Source organism: Bacillus sp. N1(2025), from assembly GCF_053470005.1.
Genome location: NZ_JBLTJB010000003.1, coordinates 388,086 through 409,352, shown reverse-complemented (window position 1 = coordinate 409,352; position 21,267 = coordinate 388,086). Strand labels below are relative to the sequence as shown.

Below are 21,267 nucleotides of genomic sequence, written 5' to 3'. Positions count from 1 at the left end.
AAACCCCTACCGCAAACGGTAAGGGGCCACCTCCTTCGTGTTAATTCTCATCACGACCATTTAAGAAAATCATCACAAAACGAAGCAGCTCGAATAATGAAACGAGCGCCGCAGCCACATACGTCAGCGCGGCGGCGTTCAGCACTTTATTCACGCCGTGTTCTTCACTGTTGCGAATGAATCCTTCCGACACGATAATCCGCTTCGCCCTCGCGCTGGCATTAAACTCTACAGGCAGTGTGACAAGCTGGAAAAAAACAGCGGCCGAAAACAAAATAATGCCGAGTCCGATTAAGTTCAAGCTGCCCAGGAGCATCCCGCCCAAGAAAAGCAGAGGGGCAACCCCGGAGGCAAAATTGACGACCGGAAAAATTTTGTGCCTCAGCACAAGCGCGCCGTATGATTCCTGATGCTGCAAAGCATGTCCGACTTCATGGGAAGCGACGGAAATGGCGGAAATGGAGCGGCCGTAATATACCGGCTCAGATAAACGCACCACCCGCTCCGTCGGGTCGTAATGGTCTGTTAAAGTGCCTCTTACCGGTTCTACCGGCACATCATATAAACCGTTAATATCAAGAATCCGTCTTGCCGTTTCCGCCCCCGTCCGCTGACTGGAAGCTTCTACGTCTGAGTATTTCTGAAAATTGCTTTTCACTTTAAATTGTGCCCAAAACGACAATCCCAATGCAGCAATTGTTAAAAAGATAAACAGCATATTATCCTCTTCCTTTTTCTCTTATATCGTACGATCTGCTTATATATTATTTTAATGATTGTCCGCTTTCCTGTACAGAAATCCGCTTCTTTTTTCTGACAGGAATCAATCCTCCGAGCATGATGAGGATACACCCGGCCAATCCGATGTAAAACGGAAACGTGCCTGCGGTCTCTTTTGCAAAAACAAGCCATGAAAATCCGCCGGACATATGATTGTGTCCATTCAAATCGAAAATAAGCAATACGGCGGCCGAAGCGAGCAGCTGCGCTCCGGCCAGCGCCGCCAGCAGTTTTTGAATGACTGTCATTTGACTCACCCTTTTTCGGTCCGCTTTCTTTATCATATGAAAAAATAAGGGTGAATATGTTTTCGGCGATTTTTGAAAGACATCAAACGAACTGGGACATACTGTATAAAAAAAGATACAGGTGTGATCGACATGAAAGTGACAAATGGCGAGAAAGAACAGCTGAGCAATGCGATAGACAGAATGAACGAGGGGCTTGACGCCTTTATCCAGCTCTATAATGAATCGGAAAACGACGAGCCTCTCATTCAGTTTGAAGATGAGACGGCCGATTTAATCAGACATGCGCGTGACTCATACGGCCAGGAACAGCTGGACGAAAAACTAAACACCGTTATTAAGCAGATTTTATCCATCTTTCTGTCGAAAGAAGAGCCGGACGAATGAAATCAAACCGTTTATTTATTTCCTGGCTGAGATGGCCGTTATATGTTCGGATCGGACTGATCATTATCGCCTTGATCTTATTGTTCGGCCAACTCATTTACATGCTTGAACCGAAGCAATTCACGTCTGTGTTTGAAGGGGTTTGGTGGGCGGTTATTACGGTGGCCACGGTCGGCTACGGCGATTACGTTCCCCAGACGCCGCTCGGGCAGATTGCCGGCATGGTGCTCGTATTAAGCGGAGCGAGTTTTGTGACCGCCTATTTCGCCACGCTTTCTTCAGCCGTATTCAGCAAACAGCACCGCTATGTCGAAGGGAAGGTCGCCTTTAAAGGCAAAGGGCACGTCATTCTTATCGGATGGAATGAGAAATCACATATGCTGCTGAAAGAACTGCAGCACATCGCACCGTCAAAAACTGTCGTCCTGATTGATGATTCATTAAGGGAAGGGCCGCTTATTGAAAACGTCCATTTCATCCGCGGACATGCCGCTGATGACAGCACGCTCAATAAGGCGAATATTACGGAAGCCGATACCGTCATTCTGACAGCGGATCAGCAGAAAAATGAATCCGAAGCTGATATGTTGTCGGTATTAACGCTTCTCGCCATCAAAGGGCTGCATCCGTCCGTTTATTGTATCGTGGAAATTTTAACGGAACGGTATGTCAAAAACGCCGAGCGTGCAGGAGCTAATAAGATTCTGTGCACATCACGGCTGTCGAGCCGGGTGATGTTTGAGCATTACCGGGTCAAGCTGCAGCTTGCCAAACCGCAAACGCTGTCAGATCTGACGCTGGAGAAAAAGGTTCGCATCATTCCCGTTCCCGGGGAATTAAAGGGCTCATCCTATCATGACTGTGCGCTCTATTATCTCAAACGGAATACCACGATCATCGGCATACAAAAAGAAGAGGGGCCGATGCTGACCCCTCCCCTGTCATACAAGGTGCTCGATACTGATCTGTTTTTGGCTCTTTAATGCAGCAGGACGTCTTCCAGCTCTTTCACAAGCGAGATGCCGATATCTGTATATGAGCGGTCAATTGCCGCATCCCGCCGTTTCGGCTCGGAGAATTGGTTGAATAATGACTCAAAAACACCGCCGCCTGCGTGATCATCCGTTTCCTGCTGATAGACGTGCCTCAGCAAAAAGGGTGTGCCGATTGTAACGGCGGCCCCCCGTTCATCCAGGTGTCCCTTATTTGCTTCAACAGGGATACGGAGAAATAAATAGCCGTCCTGATCGGAAATTTTGTAATCAAAGAAACCGCGGTCATACTCCCAGCCGCCTCCGATGGTATAACCGATCGGTTTCATCACCTGTTCCAATTCGCGGAGTAAAAACGATTGCCCTTCAAGTGAAGATGGTATGCTGATCATGTGCATATGCTCCTTTTTGTCTTTAGCGTCCCCGCTCTGCGGCATCTTCATACGGCGCCCGGGAAGAATCGGGAGCGGCAGACAGACGCCGAATAGAGATAACAGCGCATTCAATCAGAACATACGTCACAATTGCGGAGAGAACGGCTTCCGTTGAAATATAGAAAACGGCGGCATAGAGACAGCACTTCGTGATCAGCGTATGCATCCGGCCAATCTTCAGTTTCAGCCGGACCATGTCCGTAAACAAGCCGAGAGGGAAAGCGAAAAACAGGATGGTTTGTAAGAGGGATTCAGGAGACAGTTTTAGTGCCGAATAGACAATAGCGGCGGAACAGACGGAAATGACGGCATGCTTACATAAGAGTCGTATCATTCATCAACACACCTTTCACGGTTTAAAAAAGGCTGACCCGTCATGCTGAGGGCCAGCCCTTCTTTTTATTTTTCAAGGCGTTTTTCAAGCTCTGCTTTTTTCTCTTCAAAGCCCGGTTTGCCGAGAAGCGCGAACATATTCACCTTATAGGCTTCAACACCCGGCTGATCAAACGGGTTGACTCCGAGCAGATAACCGCTCATCGCCACCGCTTTTTCAAAGAAATAGACGAGATATCCAAATGTATATGCATTAAGCTCCGGAATGTTGACAATTAAGTTCGGCACTTTTCCGTCTGTATGGGCAAGCATCGTGCCTTCGAACGCTTTTTTGTTGACGAAATCGACCGTTTTTCCGGCTAAGTAATTTAAGCCGTCGAGATCATTTTCCGCTTCTTCAATTGTCAGCTCATGCTTCGGTTTTTCAACGTTTAATACAGTTTCAAACAGATCGCGTCTGCCTTCCTGCACGTATTGACCGAGAGAGTGAAGGTCTGTTGAGAAGTTAGCGGAAGAAGGATAGATGCCTTTTTCATCTTTTCCTTCACTTTCGCCGAAGAGCTGCTTCCACCATTCCGCAAAGTATTGCAGCGCAGGCTCATAGTTGATGAGCATTTCAATGGTTCTTCCTTTATTATACAGAACGTTGCGGACGACGGCGTATTGGTAAGCCGCGTTCTCTTCTAATTCCGAGCTGGAAAAGTCTTTGCTTGCATCAAGAGCGCCTTTCATCATTTCATCGATATCAGCCCCGCTTACCGCAATCGGCAGAAGGCCTACCGCAGTCAGAACGGAGAAACGTCCGCCGACATCATCAGGAATAACGAATGATTCGAAGCCTTCTTCATTAGAAAGCGTTTTTAAAGCGCCGCGCTCTTTATCTGTCGTCGCGTAAATCCGCGCTTTCGCTTCTTCTTTTCCGTATTTTTCTTCAAGAAGTTTGCGGAAAATCCGGAAAGCGATTGCAGGTTCCGTCGTCGTGCCTGATTTAGAAATGACATTGATAGAGAAATCAGCGTCTTCCAAAAGATCCATAACATCTTTCATATAAGTTGAGCTGATATTGTTGCCGATAAAGATAACTTGAGGGTTTTTGCGCTTGTCTTTCGGCAGAACATTATAGAAAGAATGATTGAGCGCTTCAATCGCCGCGCGGGCGCCTAAGTATGAACCGCCGATACCCACGACGAGAAGCACGTCTGAATCTGATTTGATTTTTTCAGCGCTTTTTTTAATGCGCGCGAATTCTTCTTTATCGTAGTTTTCAGGGAGGTCCACCCATCCTAAAAAGTCGCTTCCGGCGCCTGTTTTTTCATGGATATTATGGTGTGCCGTTTTTACGAAATCACGTGCGTATGTAAGTTCATGTTCATTGAAAAAAGGTAACGCTCTTGAGTAATCAAAGCGTACATGCGTCATTTGCTTGTCCCTCCATCACGGTGAATTGTTTTCTCTTTCACTTTATATGAACTCACCCGCTAAATCAAGTCATGAAGAAGGCCGGATGAATACGGGATTTGCGCTAAAGATGCGTTCATTTTTTATAAAATATTCCGGATTCAATATGGTTATATTTGTAATAATCGTGAGAGGGGTAACGAATCGAATGTTGATGATCCAGGAACGTATCACCTTTACTTTGGAGCAGGATGACATCCATCGCCAATCCCGATGGGACGGTTCTTTTTATATAGTACTCCTTTTGAGAGACTGCCGCGCAGTCATATTAAGGAATAAATGTCCATTTGTAAAAATAGTGTCTATATTTGGGGTATCGTGTTAAGATGAAAGTGATTTTAAACCGGGAGGTGATTTTATGACTAAAACCATTGGTCTTATTTGCGGAAGTTTACGAAAAAACTCGTATAATCGAGCAATTGCTCAATCATTGATTGACTTCGATAATGCGGCTCAATTTCGCTGGGTTGAAATAGACAGTCTTCCTTTTTTTAACGAAGATTTAGAAATTGCCGGAGCACCAGACTCCGTAACATCCTTTAGAGCTGATATACAAGACGTTGACGGCGTCATCATTGTAAGTCCAGAGTACAATTCCGGAATTCCGGGGGTATTAAAAAATGCATTGGACTGGGCATCGAGACCGCGGACCTCTTCTGTTTTAAACAGAAAACCGGTTGGCTTAATCGGCGCAACCCCCGGAGGGTTCGGCACTGCCTTTGGTCAAACGCAATTGAGAGAAGTACTCGAAGCTATGCAAGTCAATGTTTTGCCATTTCAAAAAATGCTGATTTCGCAAGTCCATGAGAAAATTGATTCCGCTCAAAACATACTTACGGATGAACAAACAAAACGTTATCTTCAACGCTATTTACAACAGTTCATCCATTGGATTGATCATGCTCCGGTTCCCGTTCCAGATTAATTGAAGGATCATCACCCTCACGAAAAGTCACCTCAGAAATAACTTTCTATCTATACAGCATATGAATAGATTTACCGTTTTCAATTCACAAACTTACTTGCCTTAATTCAAGGAGGATTATAAAATGTCTGATCTTTATTCCCGTCTTTCAAAAGATGATGCTGCCGTGCTTTTAGTTGACCATCAAACCGGCCTTATTTCCGGTCTCGTGCGTGACTATGGCGTTGATGAATTTAAAAACAATGTATTGGCTCTCGGTGATACGGCTAAATTCTTTGATTTACCGGTTATTTTAACAACCAGCTTTGAAAACGGACCCAACGGACCGCTCATGCAAGAACTCGTTGATCTCTTTCCTGATGCGCCAAAAATAGCCCGTCCCGGACAAATTAATGCATGGGACAATGAAGACTTTGTTAAAGCCATTGAAGCGACTGGCAAAAAACAGCTGATTATCGCGGGGGTGGTAACAGACGTCTGCGTTGCTTTTCCTGCGCTTTCTGCCATTAAAGCAGGCTACGAAGTGTTTGTTGTGACAGATGCTTCGGGGACGTTTAATAAGCAAGTAGCAGATGCATCATTAACCCGTATGGCTCATGGCGGCGCACAGCTGATGAACTGGTTCAGCGTAGCATGCGAGCTTCAGCGTGATTGGCGCAACGATGTTGAAGGTTTTGGCGCATTAATCTCCAGTCATCTTCCCGGTTATCAAAACTTAATGGGAAGCTATATGGGGGCTCAGCGGGACCTTAGTACACAAAATGCATAAAAGGAGCGCTGATTGAATCAGCGCCCCTTTTTTAAATTCGAAGTATAGCAAGGCTCTTCATGATTTAGATTTTGTGTAAATAGATGATCGGCAATCGCAAAGTTAATTAATCCTTTTCTGCTAAATGTACAGAAACAGGGAGTCAAATCCGCAGCATGTGATTGCATCTGCAGCTTGAAAATCTATTTCATCTTCACTCCAGCGGGGAATGTATCTTACAGAGACGCCTTTAAGATGGCAAGTACGTCATCTTTGTTCAGTTTTTGGAAATTGCCGAATCCGCCGTATTCCATTTCTTTTGCGGCGATGTCTGCGATCAGCTCAAGCTTGTCTTCACCGATGTCATAATCCGCAAGGCGGGACGGTGCACCGAGGCTTGTCCAGAACGCGGACAATTTATCGATCCCTTCAAGCGCAATTTCTTTATCCGTTTTGCCTTCAGTATCAATGTCAAACATGTTGAGCATCAGGTTTTTAAAACGGTCTACATTTGTATCCAGCGTGTATCTCATCCAGTTCGGGAACAGAATCGCAAGTCCTCCCGCGTGAGGGATGTCATACACCGCTGAGACGGCGTGCTCCATCGTATGGGAAGCCCAATCGCCGAAATAGCCCATTTGCAGCGTGCCGTTTAATGCGATCGTACCCGCGTATAAAATCGTTTCACGGTGCTTATAGTTCTCAAGGTCTTCCAAAAGTTTCGGCGCTGTTTCAATTACCGTCTGAAGGACCGCAAAACACATTCTGTCCTGAAGCGGCGTGTTTTCAACATTGTGGAAGTATTGTTCAAATACGTGGCTCATCATATCCACCATGCCGTATACGGTTTGGTTTTCCGGAACGCTGAAAGTATTCTCAGGATCTAAAATGGAGAAACGCGGATGAGTGACATTGCTGCCCCATACGAATTTTTCGTTTGTTTCCCAATTTGTGATAACGGAATCGGGGTTCATTTCAGAGCCTGTCGCCGCAAGCGTCAGCACCGTGCCGAACGGGAGTGCGTCCTGCGCCGTTACTTTTTTGCTGTAAATGTCCCATGCGTCGCCGTCATATTTCGCACCGGCCGCAATCGCTTTTGTACAGTCGATGACACTTCCGCCGCCGACTGCGAGAAGGAAATCAATCTCATGCTGTCTGCACAGCTCAATTCCTTTATTTACCGTTTCCAGACGCGGGTTCGGTTCAACGCCCGCAAGCTCATGAACGGTTGCGCCTTCTTCTTTTAAGATGCCTGTTACTTGGTCATACAGGCCGTTTCGCTTAATGCTGCCGCCTCCGTAAACAAGCAGCACGTTTTTCCCGTATTGCTTCAGCTCTTTTTTCAATTGGTCGATTTGACCTTTTCCGAAAATCAGTTTCGTCGGATTGTAGTAAGTAAAGTTCTCCATTTATCATGACCTCCAAAAAAATCGTAAGGGAATTACTATAACACAGAAAAAAAGGAGCTGCCAATCCGGCCGCCCCCTTTATGTTATTACAATGATGCTTTCAGTATCGCAAGCACGTCTTCTTTCTGCAGTGACTTGAACTGTCCGAATGCTCCGTTTGCCATCGCTTTATCTGCAATCGTATCCAGCTTCTCATCAGAAATATCATAATCAGCGAGTCTGTTCGGAGCGCCGAGGCTCGTCCAGAAATCAGACAGCTTGCTGATTCCTTCAAGTGCGATCTCTTCATCTGATTTGCCTGTCTCGTCAATATCGAAGACACGGACGGCAAGCTGTTTAAAGCGGACCGGATTTTCTTTGAGCACATGTCTCATCCAGTTCGGGAACAGAATCGCTAAACCTCCGGCGTGCGGTATATCATAAACCGCTGATACCGCATGCTCGATGTTGTGTGTGGCCCAATCCCCTCTTGCGCCCATTGACAGCATTCCGTTTAATGCGATCGTGCCTGTATATAAAATCGTCTCACGAAGCTCGTAGTTCTCCAGATCATTGATCAGCTTCGGCGCTGTTTCAATCACCGTGCGCAGAAGCGATTCACACATCCGGTCCTGATACGGCGTGTTTGACGTGTGGTGGAAATATTGTTCAAACACATGGCTCATCATATCGACCATGCCGTAAATGGTGTGGTCTTTCGGAACGGTAAATGTGTTTACCGGATCGAGAATAGAGAATTTAGGGTAAACGAGCGGGCTCCCCCATCCGTATTTCTCTTGTGTCTCCCAGTTTGTGATGACTGATCCGGAGTTCATCTCTGAACCGGTTGCCGCAAGTGTCAGCACTGTTCCGAACGGCAGCGCTTCTTTCGGCTGGTGTTTTTTCGTGACGATATCCCACGCGTCGCCGTCATATTTAGCGCCCGCCGCGATGGCTTTCGTGCAGTCAATGACACTTCCGCCGCCGACGGCCAATAAGAAATCGATGCTGTTTTTTTTACAGAGCGCAACACCTTTGTTCACCGTTGAGACACGCGGATTCGGCTCTACGCCTGCCAATTCATGTACGGTAACTCCTGCTTTTTTCAGCAGTTCGGTTACTTGATCATAAAGACCGCTGCGCTTAATGCTGCCGCCCCCGTATACGAGCAGTACGTTCTTTCCGTACGGCTTGATTTCTTCAGGAAGTTTTTCGACCTCTCCCTTTCCGAAAATCAATTTGGTCGGATTCCAATATGTAAAGTTTTGCATGACATCTCCTCCTTTGGATTTATATTATGCAGAAAGATGACATTCAATGTAAAGCAATCCGCTTTTTTGACGGCACATCACACGGTTTACAGACAGCGGCTTCCCGGGAAAGGCACTTGTACAGCTTGAGACAGTGTGTGATTTACACGGCGGAGAATGTAGTATGCATAGATTCTTTGCTTTGTCACAATCTATAACTGTTTCACGAATTCATAGAGGAGGTTGTTTACATGAGTGTTATTCAGCGTATCTGTCTCGTATTAACGATTATCGGCGCTATTAACTGGGGACTGATCGGATTTTTCCAATTTGATTTAGTAGCAGCCATCTTCGGCGGCCAAGGATCAGCTCTGTCGCGGATTATTTACGGTCTTGTCGGCATCGCCGGTCTGATCAATCTCGGCCTGCTGTTTAAGCCGAACGAAGAAACATCCCGCGAGGAAGCGGCAAATCCGGAAGTCAGATAAACATAAAAAAAGCACCGAACATACATATCCGGTGCTTTTTTTGATGATTATTTTTTGATAAGGTCTTTGCGGTTGGACTGTTCAATCCACTCTTCAAGCTTATCTTTCAATGTGTTGAAACCTTGCGGAGCAGATGTTTCTTCAGAAGCTTGAGCCGCTTTCGGTTTTCTTGGTTTGCTTTCTTTTCTTTCAGGCGCCGCTTGAGTCGCACGGATAGAAAGGCTGATTTTGCCTTTTTCTTCGTCAACCGCAAGTACTTTTACTTGTACTTCGTCACCGATAGAAAGGTGCTCGTTAATGTCTTTTACGAAACCGTGAGTGACTTCAGAAATGTGAACAAGTCCTTGAGTTTCTTCATCTAATGCAACAAACGCACCATACGCTTGTAATCCTGTTACTTTACCAGTGTAAACACTGCCCACTTCAAATTTTGCTGCCATTCATAACAACTCCTAAGTTAAATTAAATACAGATTATACGCAATTTAAAATTATATCATACAAGTTTGTTTTTCGCAAAGAGAACTTTTTTACATGATCATGTTTAAGCACAGAAAAATGGGGGTATACTATGATTACGAAGGCTTTCTAGTATTCCCCCCCTTTTATTTGGATGCGAACCGGGTTCGTATCTTTTTTTATGCCTTTTTTTCAACAAACCGTTTGATTCTGACGAGCGCTTCCTGAATCTGCTCAATGGATGTCGCATAGGAACATCTGATGTAGCCTTCGCCGCTCGGGCCGAACACATTCCCCGGAACGACGGCTACTTTTTCCTCAATGAGCAGCTGTTCCGCGAATTCTTCTGAACTCATGCCAGTCGACTGAATGGAAGGAAAGGCGTAAAATGCTCCGCCGGGGTGGTGGCAGCCGAGTCCGATTTCGTTCAATGTCTCCACAATCAGGTTTCGGCGTCTCCGATAGCTTTTCTTCATTCTTTCGACGTCTTCCTGGCCGTTTTTCAGCCCTTCAAGTGCCGCGTACTGAGCCATGGAAGGCGCGCACATCATCGCGTGCTGATGAATTTTGAGCATCGCATCCCTGATCACTGGAGGCGCCGCCGTAAACCCGAGTCTCCATCCCGTCATGGCAAATGCTTTGGAGAAGCCGGAAATGAGAACCGTGCGTTCCTTCATGCCGCGGATGGCCCCCATGCTCGTGAATGGCTCATCATACGTCAGCTCGGCATAAATTTCATCGGCAAGCACGATCAAGTCGTGTTTTTCAGCGAAAGCAGCGATGGATTCAAGCTCTTCTTTCGAATAGACAGAACCTGTCGGATTTGACGGCGAACATAGAAGCAGCGCTTTTGTTTTGTCCGTCAGGGCTGCTTCAAAATCGGCTGCTGATGCTTTGAAACCTTTTGCAGCGACAGTCTGAATCGGCACCGGCTTCGCCCCCGTCAGGGTCACGAGTGATTCATATGCGACAAAACACGGTTCGGGAATTAACATTTCTTCTCCAGGATTCATAATGGCGCGGACAGCGAGATCAAGCGCCTGGCTTGCCCCTACAGTAACGATCAGTTCACTGTCAGGCGAATAACTCAGGCCGAACCGCTGATCTAAATAGCGGCTGATTTCTTCTCTCAGTTCATAAAGACCCGCATTTGCCGTATAAGCCGTATAACCCTGTTCTAAAGAAAGAATACTCGCTTCCCTCACGTTCCAGGCCGTCACAAAGTCAGGCTCTCCCACTCCCAGTGAAATGACGCCTTCCATCGTAGCGGCCAGATCAAAGAATTTGCGGATGCCTGACGGTTTAATCTGCTGCACGTAGTCAGATAAATAAGAAGTCTTCGTTTCCATTTACGGAGACACCACGATTCTTTTGTCATCGTCTCCGCTTTCAAAGACTTTGCCGTCATGCTTATATTTTTTCAGGATGAAGTGCGTTGTCGTGGAAACGACAGACTCAAGGGTGGACAATTTTTCAGACACGAAGCTTGCCACATCTGACATCGTGTTGCCGCGAATAACGACAGATAAGTCATACACCCCTGACATCAGGTACACTGATTCAACTTCCTGGAATCTGTATATCCGCTCAGCGACTTCATCAAAGCCGACATTTCGTTTCGGAGTGACTTTTACGTCAATCATCGCCGTGACGCCTTCCAAACCGTCGACTTTGCGCCAGTCGATCATCGCCGCATAATCAATGATGACTTTTTCCTTTTCAAGCTTTTCAATGATGCTTTTGACTTCTTCAGCGGGAATGTTTGCCATTTTCGCAATCGTTTCCGCATCAACGCGGCTGTTTTCGTCTAAAATTTCTAATATTTCTGTTTCTTTTTCGGTCAGCTTCATACGTTTCACACCTTTGCATTATCAAAAATCTTCATGACATTATATCACGATTTTCGACAAATGCTAAGAAAAACCCGAAAGAAACCAGAGCTAAAATCTGACAATCAAAAAAGACTTTACATTACAACAAAGAAAGGACGGCGAAGGCTCTCATGGAAGCTGTTTCACCGATTAAACGGGCCGCGATAGACGGAGTTGAGCTATATTACGAGCATTATGAAAATCCCGGCAGACAGACACTCGTCTGCGTACACGGTTTTTTATCTTCGGCATTCAGCTTCAGAAAACTGATCCCGCTGCTCAGAAACCATTATGATATTATCGCCGTTGACCTGCCTCCTTTCGGGCAATCGGAAAAGTCACGGACTTTCGTATATACTTACGCAAACCTCGCCAAGCTTCTGATCGGACTTCTGGAAAAGCTCGGTATCAGCCGGGCCGCACTCATCGGCCATTCAATGGGCGGCCAGATTTCCTTATCCGCGTCTCTTCTCAGACCCGAGCTTTTTTCTAAAATCGTCCTGCTGTGCAGCTCGGGGTATTTAAAGCGCTCGCACCCGTCGATTATATTCGGGACGCATCTCCCTTGTTTTGACCTGTATCTTAAGTATTGGCTTTCAAAAGACGGCGTGCTGAACAACCTGTTAAATGTCGTTCACGACCGGACGCTTATCGATCAGGAAATGATTGACGGTTACGAAAAACCATTTACAGACCGCCAGATTTTCAAAGCGATGACAAGGTTTATCAGACACAGGGAGGGCGATTTAGAGCCCGAGGATTTGAAGAAAGTGCAAAACCCCGCTCTTTTAATCTGGGGAGAAGAAGACCGGGTCGTTCCGGTCTCAGTCGGAAAACGGCTTCATGACGACCTGCCGGATTCCATTCTGTATTCACTGAAGGATACGGGGCACCTCGTACCCGAAGAGCGCCCGGAGTTTGTTTCGGAGCGGATTTTTGAATTTATTCAATAAAAAAACCGGCGGAACCGCCGGTTTTTAAGGGGTGCAGGAGCTGCTTTCTTTTATGGACAGAAGCTGCTCGGCGGCCTTTTGGCAGCCTTCGATCGGAAGCTTTTGCTCAAATGAAGCTTCAAAGATATCCTGAATGGCTGCTGCCAGCTTGTCGGCACGGTCTTCACTATAGACGGCCTGAACGATGTCGACGGCTTCTGTCTCATAAAAATCTTCTCCATATTTAAACGGGTCCCACTTGGCAATGATTTTCATCATTTCCATGACCGCTTGGCTTTCTTCCATTTTCATCACCGCTTATAATAAAGTTTGCAATTCTATTTTATCATAGATACGCTGTGCAAAATAATGATACTACAGGAGTGACATACATGAACTTTGATCTTCGAGAAAACCGTCTTGGCACACAATCGGTGAAATGGGACAAGGCGGAAGCGTTATTCGGCGTATCGGATGCGCTTCCGATGTGGGTTGCCGATATGGATTTCCGCGCTCCCGAAGCGGTCACTGACGCCTTAAAAGCCCGCCTTGACCACGGCATATTCGGTTATACGTCTCCTGACGAAAACACAAGAGAAGCCGTCGCTTCATGGCTTGAGACGCGGCACGGCTACCGGCCCGATCCCGCAAGCATCGCGTTCAGTCCCGGTGTTGTCACGGCAATCAGCATGGCCGTACAAGCCTTTACCGAACCGGGCGATCCGGTGTTGATTCAATCACCGGTGTATACGCCTTTTTATCAGATGATCAAGGAAAACAAACGGCAGGTTTTACATAACCCATTACGGGAAGAAAATGGCGTCTACTGTATGGATTTTGAGGATCTTGAGAAAAAGCTGAACGATTCTGAGGTCAAGCTGATGATTCTTTGTAACCCCCACAATCCGTCCGGCAGAGCGTGGAGCCGGGATGAGCTTATGAAGCTCGGATCGCTGTGCGCCGCCCATAACGTCACCGTCGTTTCTGACGAGATACATTCCGACTTGATGCTGTACGGAAAGCCGCATACGCCTTTCGCTTCTCTGTCTGAGGAGTTTGCGCGGATTTCCGTTACTTGTGTCGCGCCGAGCAAGACGTTTAATATTGCCGGCATTCAGGCATCCGCCATTATCATTCCCGATCGGTATAAGCGGGCGAAATTCTCCGCCGCATTGCATCAGAACGGGATTTCCAGCCTCAACACATTTGCGGTTGCAGCAATCGAAGCGGCTTATACAAAGGGAGGCCCTTGGCTTGACGCGCTGATTCCTTACATTGAAGGGAATATGAAATTGGCTGAGGACTTTTTAAGAAAAGAATTGCCGAAAGTCCGTATGATGAAGCCCGACGCTTCCTATTTGATCTGGATGGATTTCAGCGAGTACGGATTTTCGGATGCCGAGCTCAAAGAAAGAATGCTCAAAAAAGGGAAAATCATATTAGAGCCGGGAACAAAATACGGACCGGGCGGCGAAGGATTTATGAGACTTAATGTCGGCTGTTCAGCCGCCGCCGTAAAAGAAGGGCTTGAGAGAATGAAAGCAGCGCTCGCTTAGCAGCGGAAAGAACGCCTTTATCAGATGAGATAAGGGCGTTCGCTTTAGAGAAATATATACTTTTTTTTCCGGTAAAGATGTTATAATAGATTCATATTTACATAGGAAAGGATTTCGCATAAATGGAGATTGTAAAGGATTACCTGCTTCACTTCTCTTTTATTTTATTCCCTATTTTTCTTTATCAAGTCTTCTGGCTCAGCAAGCCCGATTTGCTTGTGCCGAGAGCGAACCGCCTGCTGGTCGCCGTATTTGCAGCGTCATCTTCCTTATTATGTACGGCTTTTCCCATCCAGGAGCTTCATTCCGTCCGTTACGGTTTGCAGCTGATTCCCATTATCGTCTGCCTGCTTTATTCCGGTACCGGCGCAGGACTTGCCGCAGGGGCGGCATCCGTTTTTTTTCAGCTCATATGGTTTGAACCTTCCGCTCTTTTTTTCTTATCCTTAATTCCTTTTTTAATCATCATCCCTATCCAACTCCAAACGAAATGGCCTTTTTTTTCAAAGCGGAAGAAACTGCTTTTCGCTCTTCTCATCGGCTGCACTGAAACCGCCTTATTAACCGCATCTGTCTTCATCTATTCCGCGACCAATATTTTCAATTTTCAAAATCCATCTTCCGTTTATTATGAGGCGGCAGTATCTGTTTTTTTTCAAGTCAGCGCCCTTTTGCTGTGCATTTATTTGATTGAGATCATTGATGAGAATGCGTCCATGCGGGCAAGGCTGATTCACTCAGAAAAAATGGCCGTCGTCAGCGAGCTTGCGGCAAGCGTCGCCCATGAAGTCCGCAATCCGCTTACGGTCGTCAGAGGTTTTGTGCAGCTGCTGTTCAGCGGCGAGCAGCTTCAGGACAAATCCCACTCCGGATATCAGAAACTTGTGCTGTCCGAACTCGACCGGGCTCAGACGATCATTACGAATTATCTCGATATGGCGAAGCAGGATGACTATGAAAAAGAAAAGTTTGATATTTCTCTGCTCGTAAAGGAAACAGGTTCCTTAATGGAGTCTTATGCCCATTTTAAATCGGTGACCGTTACGGTTCGAAGCGAGCCTGATTTATATGTGTTCGGCGATGTAAAAAAACTGAAACAGGCCTTCATTAATCTGATTAAAAACAGTATTGAAGCCGTGCCCTCTGAAAACGGCCGAATCGAGGTCTCCGTCCAAAAACAGGAAGAGATGATTCTCATTCAGATTACGGATAACGGAATCGGCATGTCCGATGAAGAACTGCAGAAACTCGGCAAGCCGTATTATACGCTGAAAACGAACGGCACCGGGCTCGGGCTTACCGTGACATTCTCGATTATTCAGCATCATGAAGGCTCCGTCTGTTTCACCAGCGGCGAGCACTCGGGCACAACGGCCTCAGTCAGGCTTCCGGCAGCTGTTCACTAGCCAACCGCGTTGATCTTTTATAGAATAACTAGAGAGAGGTGAACGCTATGAATACGTTTGAAATCGGCACAATCGTAAAAGGGTTTTATAAAACAGGAGCATACATAGGGGAAGTGACAGACGTCAGGCCCAATCACTATTTAGTGAAAATTAAAGCCGTTCTGACGCATCCCGCTCAAGGAGATCTTCATCATCCGAAGCAGGCGGATGTTCCGTTTTTTCATGAAAGAAGAGCGCTTGCATTCGGGGAACAGACAAACATACCGCATCAGATGGTCAAACCGTTTGATGGCGAGGTGCCTGATTATACGGCTTCCTTACAAGCGGCGTCTGCCCGGCTGAAAGATCAGCTTACAGCGGACGGCTCAGAATGGGCGGAACGTTCGCTCGCCAACTTGGCCGCGTTAGAGCGTGACTATTTTAAAAGAACTTGACCCAGTCGGCATGATTGGGTTTTTTTATGTGGCCCGGCGAAACAGTTCAGTCAGATCGACGCGATCACCGATCGTCGGAGGTTTCGGTTTTTCAAGATATTGTTTATCCCGCTCGACAAGCTTGAATAATTTGTATGTCGTCCTCGCATCATCCAGCGCTTTATGATGCGTGCCCGTCCCTTTATCGCCATACTCTTCTGCCGCTTTCCAAAGGCCGGTCAATGTTCTGTCGCCGAAGAAGTTTTTGTATTCAAGGGACAGATCCCGAAGTTCTCCTTTGAACGGAAAAGGGATATGGTTAAACATGCAATTTTGCTTTAACACTTTCATATCCATATTGCCCCAGGTGACGATCGTGCAGTTTTTATCAGGATCAAGCTCATTTAATTTGCGGATGAATTCATTAAACGTGATTCCGCCGTCCACGTCTTTTTGGGTGATGTTCAGAAAGGTTTTGCATCGTTTCGTCAGCTTCGGAAATTTTTTCGGTTTGATATAACTCGAAAACGTTTCAGTCACTTCATCATTCACCGTCTTGACAATCCCCGCTTCAATAATCTCGGGAAAGAAATTTTGCGGGCTGTATTTTCCGTCAGGCATTGTAAATTCAAAATCAATAATGAGCAGACTGCGCTGATCCACTTTTTTTACACCTGCCTTTCCTCCGATCAAAAATGATATTTTATGATAGTATATCAGTTTCCCCTCTGAAACTTTCTTCATTTTCCAAAAATAATGAATTTTCCTATATCCGCATCGAAAATACAAATACCGGATTCATTCCTATATACTAATGATTAGATACACGAAAAGTAAAGAAGGTGATGTTATTTCTGTCCGTAAGAAGAACTTCGTCGTCATTTGGATTACAAATTTCTTTATTTCCGCCAGCATGACCATGATTGTTCCGTTTCTTTCGTTATATATCGAAACGATCAGCCCCCATTCGGGCGGGTATGTGCAGAGATGGAGCGGGTATGTGTTCGGCGTCACGTTTTTAATGGCATTTGTGATTTCCCCGTTTTGGGGAAGATTCGGCGATAAGCGCGGCTACAAAAAAATTCTCTTGATTACAGGAACCGGCATTGCCATCAGCATTTTATTGATGGGGTTTGTGACATCCGTTTATCAGCTGTTTGTCCTGCGGCTGCTTATGGGTCTAGTAACAGGCTTTGTTCCGACATCGCTTGCCATGATTTCGGCGCAGACGCCGAAAGAGACTGCCGGGAAGACGCTCGGCACGCTGCAGATGGGTCAGGTGTCAGGCACTTTATTCGGACCGATGCTGGGCGGGCTGCTCGCTGACAGCTTCGGGTTTACGTACACATTTTTTATTACGTCTTTTGTCATTTTCGCATCTGTGCTTCTCGTTTTATTTCAGGTGAATGAGCAGCCGCTCGGCGAGAAACAAAACAAGCGGAAAACCTACTCCAGAAAACAGGTGCTCTCTTATATTTTTCACCAGCCCGCGCTTTGGGCGATGATGGTGCTTACTATGATCGTGCAGACCGGCAATTTCAGCATCCAGCCGCTGCTCGCTTTATATGTCAATGAGCTGCACGGACCTGTTAATTTAGCTTTTTTCTCCGGAATGGCGTTTTCAGCGACCGGACTCGGAAGCTTATTGCTTGCCCGGAAATGGGGGGACTTCGGCGACCGCTTCGGCCACAGCCGGATCTTAATCGTGCTTTTGATTGCCTCAGCGGTGTTTTTCATTCCGCAGGCGCTCGCCTCCTCCCTCTCCATTCTGTTAGTCTTCAGATTTCTGTTCGGCATGGTCATGGGCGGCACGCTCCCCTGCATTACGGCCGCGATCCGCGTCAGGGCGCCGGGCAGCATCCAGGGAGAGGTGCTCGGCTATAACGTCAGCTTTCGTTTTCTCGGAAATGTGCTCGGCCCTCTGCTCGGAGGTGCGGTCTCGAGCGGTTTTTCCATTTCGGCTGCTTTCTACGTCACCGCCTTTCTCTTTTTAATAGGCGCGGGGCTTTTATGGATGGCGGGACATTTGCAAAAGGATACAGCGTCAAATGCGGGCTGACCGGCAGCGATCACGATTTCTTCTAAATTTAACCTTCTCGTATTCTTAAAAGAATGATACGATATGGCTAGAAATCAGGAGAAAAGAGAGTGACCATGGTACGTAAAATAATCGGATGGATTTTGCTGCTCGGCATTATCCCGTTGTTTGCATTTACAGTTATTGCTTCCGGCAAAGAGGTAAAACAAATCAAGCCTTTTGATCAGGTGCTCGATAAACATATTGATTTAAAAGCGATCAACCTGGTTCAAAACAGTTACATGTATGACAGGGACGGAAGCCTTGTTTCTGAGATTGTCAGCGATCATGAGAACCGCGTGATCGTGCCCTTTAATAAAATACCGAATGAGGTAAAACAGCTGTTTTTAACCTCTGAAGACCGTCATTTTTATGAGCATAAAGGGTTTGACTTTATGGGGATGGTCAGGGCGGCCGCCTCCAATTTCAAAGATCATAAAATTGATCAGGGCGCCAGCACCATCACCCAGCAGCTGGCAAGGAATGTGTATTTAAGCCATGAACGCACCTTCAGCCGAAAACTGACGGAGCTGGCCTATTCCTATCAGCTTGAGAAAAAATACAGCAAAGATGAGATTTTAGAAGGCTACTTAAATACGATTTATTTTAATAACGGCGTATACGGTGTCGGTTCGGCGGCGCAATTTTATTTCAGCAAGCCGCTGAAATCTCTCACTTTGGGAGAGATGGCCTTTATCTGCGCTATCCCTAATAACCCTACATTATATGATCCTCTCAAGCATTTTGATTATACGAAAAAACGACAAGTCAGATTGCTTAACGGATTGAAAAAAGCAGGCGTTATATCCGGGAAACAGCTGAAAAAAGCCGAAAAGGAAAAGATCAAGCTTGATATAAACGAAAAAACAAATAAATATCCTGACTATGTTTCCTATGTAAATGATGAATTCACACAGCTTGTTTCATCATCCGAAGGCTATGACAAACGTCTTGAAAAAGCTTCCGGAAAGGCGAAACAAAAAATACAGAGTGAGCTTTCCGACAGAGTCAGCACATTGTTAAAAGACGGCGTGAAGATTTATACGGCGCTGAATCCGTATATGCAAAACCAGGTCGTCGCCCAAGTGAATCAAAATCTGCCGTATGCAGGCGTTCAGGGCGGAGCGGCCGTGATTAATCATCAGACACATCAGATTATCGCGCTTTCAGGCGGGAAAGATTATCATAAATATGATTTCAACCGCGCCTATCAAGCTTACAGACAGCCCGGTTCATCCATTAAGCCGCTGCTTGATTACGGACCTTACATTGAAAAGACCGGCGCAACGCCACACAGCAAGATTGACGCAAGCAAATTCTGCAGTGCGGATTACTGCCCGCAGAACTATAATAACCGCACGTACGGCACGGTCACGCTGGAAACGGCGTTTAAATACTCGTACAACACACCGGCCATCAGAATCATGGACCGCGTCGGCGTCAATAAGGCGTTCAGCTACCTTGAACCGTTTCATTTCGCGAAGCTGGTCAGCGCGGATTACCGTCTGCCTGCGGCGCTGGGCGGTTTTACAAACGGCATGACGCCGCTTGAAATGACCAATGCGTACACCACGTTCGGCAACAACGGCGTTTATACGCCGAGTCACGCGATTACAAAAGTGACTGATTTAAAAGGAAAAACGATATTAAAATGGAAAGATGAGCCGACGCAGGTATTCAGCGTGCGGACCAACATGCAGATCAAAGAAATGATGAAAGCCGTCGTCAAAAGCGGTACAGGAAAGAAAGCGAACTTTAAAGCTCCGTACGTCGGCGGAAAATCAGGAACGTCAAATGACTATCACGATATGTGGTTTGTCGGCCTGACGGACGCTTATACGATGGGGGTATGGGTCGGCAAGGATACACCGTCAAGCGTCGAATACCTTCATGACGCAAGCCCTCAGCTTTCGATCTGGAAAAACACGCTGCAGGCAGCTTACTAAAGATAACGGAGGGGATCCGCTTTGAAACCAGCTCAGCTTCCGGACCGCGTGCTTTTGTTTGACGGCGTCTGCAACTTATGCAGCGGCGCCGTTCAATTCATCATTAAACGCGATCCGGCCGGCAAAATCTCATTTGCTTCATTGCAATCAGATACCGCCCGGGAGCTTTTGGCATCAGAAGGACTTCCGACAGAACAATTTGACAGCATGATTTTTATCGAAAACGGGCGGATATACAAAAAATCCGCAGCCGTGTTAAAGGTTTCACGTCATCTCCGCGGAGCCTGGCGGCTGTCAGCGGTTTTTTTCGCAGTGCCCCGCCCCCTCAGGGACAGAGCCTATTCTTTCATCGCCCGGCGCCGTTACAAATGGTTCGGAAAAAGGGAAGCATGCATGCTCCCCTCCCCTGAGATCAAAAACAGATTTCTGTCTTAACAAAAATGGCTAGCTTACACAGGTAAGCTAGCCATTATGCTATTATAAAGCTTGATAAAGATGTACAAAATACCGATAACAAAAGTAAACCAAAACAGAATCTCAAGCAATATAAAACCGATCAGCGAAACGATAGAGAGTGTCGAATAGATTCTGTACACCATGAAAATCAAATAAACGAGCGTAACAACGGCAAATAACGCCGCAATCCAAAAACCATTCTGCACAAGCGCAAAGGAAAGAATTCCTCCGCCTACATAAATTAAAGAGCCTAATCTGATTTTTTTCAGATTGTCCCCCTCAGGGTCATTTGTGAAAAACAAAAGAGACAGCTCTGTCACTGTGTTTGCAATCAGCTTCAAAGCCGAAAAAAGCATAAAATACACAAGGGCGAACGCTGCAAAAAGCGCCAGTCTGATCCCTTTCTCAGAGAAATAATCCAGCATCCCCTGATACATGCCGAGCGTCTGAAGTATCTTCATGACATAAAGCGAGGTAGAAATGGATAATGACGAACTAAAAAGCAGAATCGCAACGAGCGGAAAATAACCCGTCCAATAAGTATTTTTCATATAAAAAGTCCCTTTCTGTAATCTACCTCACTTATTATGGAGGACTTAAAACACATTGACAAGATAAAAAATACCATTTTTCCTCACTTTTACGAAATAAGGGCCTGATCTTCACAAACCGGCTTTTTCGGAGTAAAGTAGAACGCGGGAATGATAAACGTAAGGATGGC

25 protein-coding genes are annotated in these 21,267 nt (G+C 46.3%); 12 read left to right on the top strand and 13 right to left on the bottom strand.

Annotated features, from left to right (window positions below; translation table 11 throughout):
* Positions 1–40: 40 nt before the first annotated feature.
* Together ACNFN4_RS09850 and ACNFN4_RS09845 are read right to left on the bottom strand one after the other, a co-directional pair.
* Entirely contained in the window at positions 41–718 is a 678-nt protein-coding gene (locus ACNFN4_RS09850) for a zinc metallopeptidase (RefSeq protein WP_003152125.1), read from the bottom strand.
* A 46-nt stretch (positions 719–764) separates the two neighbouring features.
* Complete coding sequence (locus tag ACNFN4_RS09845) at positions 765–1,028, bottom strand: hypothetical protein (protein WP_022553696.1); 264 nt, start codon at positions 1,026–1,028, stop codon at positions 765–767.
* A gap of 132 nt (positions 1,029–1,160) precedes the next feature.
* On the opposite strand from ACNFN4_RS09845, the gene ACNFN4_RS09840 reads away from it, so the two are divergent.
* Positions 1,161–1,415, top strand: coding sequence for a protein mistic (locus ACNFN4_RS09840; protein WP_448200142.1), 255 nt, complete (start codon positions 1,161–1,163; stop codon positions 1,413–1,415).
* Positions 1,412–2,398 (top strand): potassium channel family protein, encoded by a 987-nt coding sequence (locus ACNFN4_RS09835; protein ID WP_021495353.1) that lies wholly within the window; start codon positions 1,412–1,414, stop codon positions 2,396–2,398. Before ACNFN4_RS09840 ends, ACNFN4_RS09835 begins: the two co-directional genes overlap by 4 nt.
* Here ACNFN4_RS09835 and ACNFN4_RS09830 read toward each other — a convergent pair.
* The 3 genes from ACNFN4_RS09830 to ACNFN4_RS09820 all read right to left on the bottom strand — a co-directional run bounded on the left by ACNFN4_RS09830 (position 2,395) and on the right by ACNFN4_RS09820 (position 4,593).
* Positions 2,395–2,799 carry a YugN-like family protein gene (locus tag ACNFN4_RS09830; protein WP_029973784.1) on the bottom strand — a complete coding sequence of 135 codons (405 nt, stop codon included), beginning with the start codon at positions 2,797–2,799 and terminating at the stop codon, positions 2,395–2,397. The genes ACNFN4_RS09835 and ACNFN4_RS09830 overlap by 4 nt on opposite strands.
* 22 nt (positions 2,800–2,821) lie before the next feature.
* On the bottom strand, positions 2,822–3,175 hold the full coding sequence (locus ACNFN4_RS09825; protein WP_029973785.1) for a hypothetical protein: 354 nt from the start codon (positions 3,173–3,175) through the stop codon (positions 2,822–2,824).
* Positions 3,176–3,240: 65 nt separating this feature from the next.
* Positions 3,241–4,593, bottom strand: a complete 1,353-nt coding sequence (locus ACNFN4_RS09820; RefSeq protein WP_007408647.1) for a glucose-6-phosphate isomerase — start codon at positions 4,591–4,593, stop codon at positions 3,241–3,243.
* A gap of 397 nt (positions 4,594–4,990) precedes the next feature.
* Here ACNFN4_RS09820 and ACNFN4_RS09815 point away from each other — a divergent pair, with 397 nt between their 5' ends.
* On the top strand, positions 4,991–5,557 hold the full coding sequence (locus ACNFN4_RS09815) for an NADPH-dependent FMN reductase (protein ID WP_007613381.1): 567 nt from the start codon (positions 4,991–4,993) through the stop codon (positions 5,555–5,557).
* 124 nt (positions 5,558–5,681) lie between these two features.
* A complete protein-coding gene (gene ycaC / locus ACNFN4_RS09810; protein ID WP_014418745.1) occupies positions 5,682–6,326 on the top strand; it encodes an isochorismate family cysteine hydrolase YcaC in 645 nt (214 codons plus the stop codon).
* 215 nt (positions 6,327–6,541) lie between these two features.
* Here the strand turns inward: ycaC and ACNFN4_RS09805 are convergent, their stop codons facing one another.
* Entirely contained in the window at positions 6,542–7,714 is a 1,173-nt protein-coding gene (locus ACNFN4_RS09805; protein ID WP_003152109.1) for an iron-containing alcohol dehydrogenase, read from the bottom strand.
* Positions 7,715–7,800: 86 nt separating this feature from the next.
* The gene (locus tag ACNFN4_RS09800; protein ID WP_448200141.1) at positions 7,801–8,964 is read right to left on the bottom strand and encodes an iron-containing alcohol dehydrogenase; all 1,164 of its coding nucleotides are present in this window, start codon (positions 8,962–8,964) and stop codon (positions 7,801–7,803) included.
* Between the two features lie 230 nt (positions 8,965–9,194).
* On the opposite strand from ACNFN4_RS09800, the gene ACNFN4_RS09795 reads away from it, so the two are divergent.
* The gene (locus ACNFN4_RS09795) at positions 9,195–9,431 is read left to right on the top strand and encodes a DUF378 domain-containing protein (RefSeq protein WP_003152104.1); all 237 of its coding nucleotides are present in this window, start codon (positions 9,195–9,197) and stop codon (positions 9,429–9,431) included.
* 47 nt (positions 9,432–9,478) lie between these two features.
* Here ACNFN4_RS09795 and yugI read toward each other — a convergent pair whose 3' ends face one another.
* From yugI to ACNFN4_RS09780, 3 genes are all read right to left on the bottom strand, one after another.
* On the bottom strand, positions 9,479–9,871 hold the full coding sequence (gene yugI, locus ACNFN4_RS09790) for a S1 domain-containing post-transcriptional regulator GSP13 (protein ID WP_007408653.1): 393 nt from the start codon (positions 9,869–9,871) through the stop codon (positions 9,479–9,481).
* A gap of 197 nt (positions 9,872–10,068) precedes the next feature.
* Positions 10,069–11,238 carry an aminotransferase gene (locus ACNFN4_RS09785; RefSeq protein ID WP_021495355.1) on the bottom strand — a complete coding sequence of 390 codons (1,170 nt, stop codon included), beginning with the start codon at positions 11,236–11,238 and terminating at the stop codon, positions 10,069–10,071.
* On the bottom strand, positions 11,239–11,739 hold the full coding sequence (locus ACNFN4_RS09780; protein WP_003152098.1) for an Lrp/AsnC family transcriptional regulator: 501 nt from the start codon (positions 11,737–11,739) through the stop codon (positions 11,239–11,241).
* 152 nt (positions 11,740–11,891) lie between these two features.
* Here ACNFN4_RS09780 and ACNFN4_RS09775 point away from each other — a divergent pair, with 152 nt between their 5' ends.
* Complete coding sequence (locus ACNFN4_RS09775; RefSeq protein WP_007408654.1) at positions 11,892–12,713, top strand: alpha/beta fold hydrolase; 822 nt, start codon at positions 11,892–11,894, stop codon at positions 12,711–12,713.
* A 24-nt stretch (positions 12,714–12,737) separates the two neighbouring features.
* Here the strand turns inward: ACNFN4_RS09775 and ACNFN4_RS09770 are convergent, their stop codons facing one another.
* Positions 12,738–12,998 (bottom strand): DUF1871 family protein, encoded by a 261-nt coding sequence (locus tag ACNFN4_RS09770; protein ID WP_014418748.1) that lies wholly within the window; start codon positions 12,996–12,998, stop codon positions 12,738–12,740.
* A gap of 86 nt (positions 12,999–13,084) precedes the next feature.
* Between ACNFN4_RS09770 and ACNFN4_RS09765 the strand changes: the two genes are divergently transcribed.
* From ACNFN4_RS09765 to ACNFN4_RS09755, 3 genes are all read left to right on the top strand, one after another.
* The gene (locus tag ACNFN4_RS09765) at positions 13,085–14,248 is read left to right on the top strand and encodes a MalY/PatB family protein (protein WP_015240471.1); all 1,164 of its coding nucleotides are present in this window, start codon (positions 13,085–13,087) and stop codon (positions 14,246–14,248) included.
* Between the two features lie 122 nt (positions 14,249–14,370).
* Positions 14,371–15,654 (top strand): sensor histidine kinase, encoded by a 1,284-nt coding sequence (locus tag ACNFN4_RS09760; protein WP_205160867.1) that lies wholly within the window; start codon positions 14,371–14,373, stop codon positions 15,652–15,654.
* Between the two features lie 47 nt (positions 15,655–15,701).
* Positions 15,702–16,088: a kinase-associated lipoprotein B gene (locus tag ACNFN4_RS09755; protein ID WP_021495358.1), complete on the top strand. Its 387-nt coding sequence runs from the start codon at positions 15,702–15,704 to the stop codon at positions 16,086–16,088.
* Positions 16,089–16,112: 24 nt separating this feature from the next.
* On the opposite strand, the gene kapD is transcribed toward ACNFN4_RS09755, so the two are convergent.
* Complete coding sequence (gene kapD, locus ACNFN4_RS09750; RefSeq protein WP_003152084.1) at positions 16,113–16,730, bottom strand: 3'-5' exonuclease KapD; 618 nt, start codon at positions 16,728–16,730, stop codon at positions 16,113–16,115.
* Positions 16,731–16,881: 151 nt separating this feature from the next.
* Between kapD and ACNFN4_RS09745 the strand changes: the two genes are divergently transcribed.
* The 3 genes from ACNFN4_RS09745 to ACNFN4_RS09735 all read left to right on the top strand — a co-directional run bounded on the left by ACNFN4_RS09745 (position 16,882) and on the right by ACNFN4_RS09735 (position 20,525).
* On the top strand, positions 16,882–18,126 hold the full coding sequence (locus tag ACNFN4_RS09745; protein ID WP_014418752.1) for a multidrug efflux MFS transporter: 1,245 nt from the start codon (positions 16,882–16,884) through the stop codon (positions 18,124–18,126).
* An 89-nt stretch (positions 18,127–18,215) separates the two neighbouring features.
* Positions 18,216–20,090, top strand: coding sequence for a transglycosylase domain-containing protein (locus tag ACNFN4_RS09740; RefSeq protein WP_014418753.1), 1,875 nt, complete (start codon positions 18,216–18,218; stop codon positions 20,088–20,090).
* A gap of 21 nt (positions 20,091–20,111) precedes the next feature.
* Positions 20,112–20,525: a thiol-disulfide oxidoreductase DCC family protein gene (locus ACNFN4_RS09735; RefSeq protein ID WP_014305710.1), complete on the top strand. Its 414-nt coding sequence runs from the start codon at positions 20,112–20,114 to the stop codon at positions 20,523–20,525.
* 14 nt (positions 20,526–20,539) lie between these two features.
* Here ACNFN4_RS09735 and ACNFN4_RS09730 read toward each other — a convergent pair whose 3' ends face one another.
* Positions 20,540–21,097: a YufK family protein gene (locus tag ACNFN4_RS09730; RefSeq protein WP_007408662.1), complete on the bottom strand. Its 558-nt coding sequence runs from the start codon at positions 21,095–21,097 to the stop codon at positions 20,540–20,542.
* Positions 21,098–21,267 lie beyond the last annotated feature (170 nt).

Coding starts and splice junctions, on each gene's coding strand:
- ACNFN4_RS09850 (WP_003152125.1), bottom strand. CDS start 718: ATGCTGTTTATCTTTTTAACAATTGCTGCATTGGGATTGTCGTTTTGG.
- ACNFN4_RS09845 (WP_022553696.1), bottom strand. CDS start 1,028: ATGACAGTCATTCAAAAACTGCTGGCGGCGCTGGCCGGAGCGCAGCTG.
- ACNFN4_RS09840 (WP_448200142.1), top strand. CDS start 1,161: ATGAAAGTGACAAATGGCGAGAAAGAACAGCTGAGCAATGCGATAGAC.
- ACNFN4_RS09835 (WP_021495353.1), top strand. CDS start 1,412: ATGAAATCAAACCGTTTATTTATTTCCTGGCTGAGATGGCCGTTATAT.
- ACNFN4_RS09830 (WP_029973784.1), bottom strand. CDS start 2,799: ATGATCAGCATACCATCTTCACTTGAAGGGCAATCGTTTTTACTCCGC.
- ACNFN4_RS09825 (WP_029973785.1), bottom strand. CDS start 3,175: ATGATACGACTCTTATGTAAGCATGCCGTCATTTCCGTCTGTTCCGCC.
- ACNFN4_RS09820 (WP_007408647.1), bottom strand. CDS start 4,593: ATGACGCATGTACGCTTTGATTACTCAAGAGCGTTACCTTTTTTCAAT.
- ACNFN4_RS09815 (WP_007613381.1), top strand. CDS start 4,991: ATGACTAAAACCATTGGTCTTATTTGCGGAAGTTTACGAAAAAACTCG.
- ycaC (WP_014418745.1), top strand. CDS start 5,682: ATGTCTGATCTTTATTCCCGTCTTTCAAAAGATGATGCTGCCGTGCTT.
- ACNFN4_RS09805 (WP_003152109.1), bottom strand. CDS start 7,714: ATGGAGAACTTTACTTACTACAATCCGACGAAACTGATTTTCGGAAAA.
- ACNFN4_RS09800 (WP_448200141.1), bottom strand. CDS start 8,964: ATGCAAAACTTTACATATTGGAATCCGACCAAATTGATTTTCGGAAAG.
- ACNFN4_RS09795 (WP_003152104.1), top strand. CDS start 9,195: ATGAGTGTTATTCAGCGTATCTGTCTCGTATTAACGATTATCGGCGCT.
- yugI (WP_007408653.1), bottom strand. CDS start 9,871: ATGGCAGCAAAATTTGAAGTGGGCAGTGTTTACACTGGTAAAGTAACA.
- ACNFN4_RS09785 (WP_021495355.1), bottom strand. CDS start 11,238: ATGGAAACGAAGACTTCTTATTTATCTGACTACGTGCAGCAGATTAAA.
- ACNFN4_RS09780 (WP_003152098.1), bottom strand. CDS start 11,739: ATGAAGCTGACCGAAAAAGAAACAGAAATATTAGAAATTTTAGACGAA.
- ACNFN4_RS09775 (WP_007408654.1), top strand. CDS start 11,892: ATGGAAGCTGTTTCACCGATTAAACGGGCCGCGATAGACGGAGTTGAG.
- ACNFN4_RS09770 (WP_014418748.1), bottom strand. CDS start 12,998: ATGGAAGAAAGCCAAGCGGTCATGGAAATGATGAAAATCATTGCCAAG.
- ACNFN4_RS09765 (WP_015240471.1), top strand. CDS start 13,085: ATGAACTTTGATCTTCGAGAAAACCGTCTTGGCACACAATCGGTGAAA.
- ACNFN4_RS09760 (WP_205160867.1), top strand. CDS start 14,371: ATGGAGATTGTAAAGGATTACCTGCTTCACTTCTCTTTTATTTTATTC.
- ACNFN4_RS09755 (WP_021495358.1), top strand. CDS start 15,702: ATGAATACGTTTGAAATCGGCACAATCGTAAAAGGGTTTTATAAAACA.
- ACNFN4_RS09745 (WP_014418752.1), top strand. CDS start 16,882: ATGATTAGATACACGAAAAGTAAAGAAGGTGATGTTATTTCTGTCCGT.
- ACNFN4_RS09730 (WP_007408662.1), bottom strand. CDS start 21,097: ATGAAAAATACTTATTGGACGGGTTATTTTCCGCTCGTTGCGATTCTG.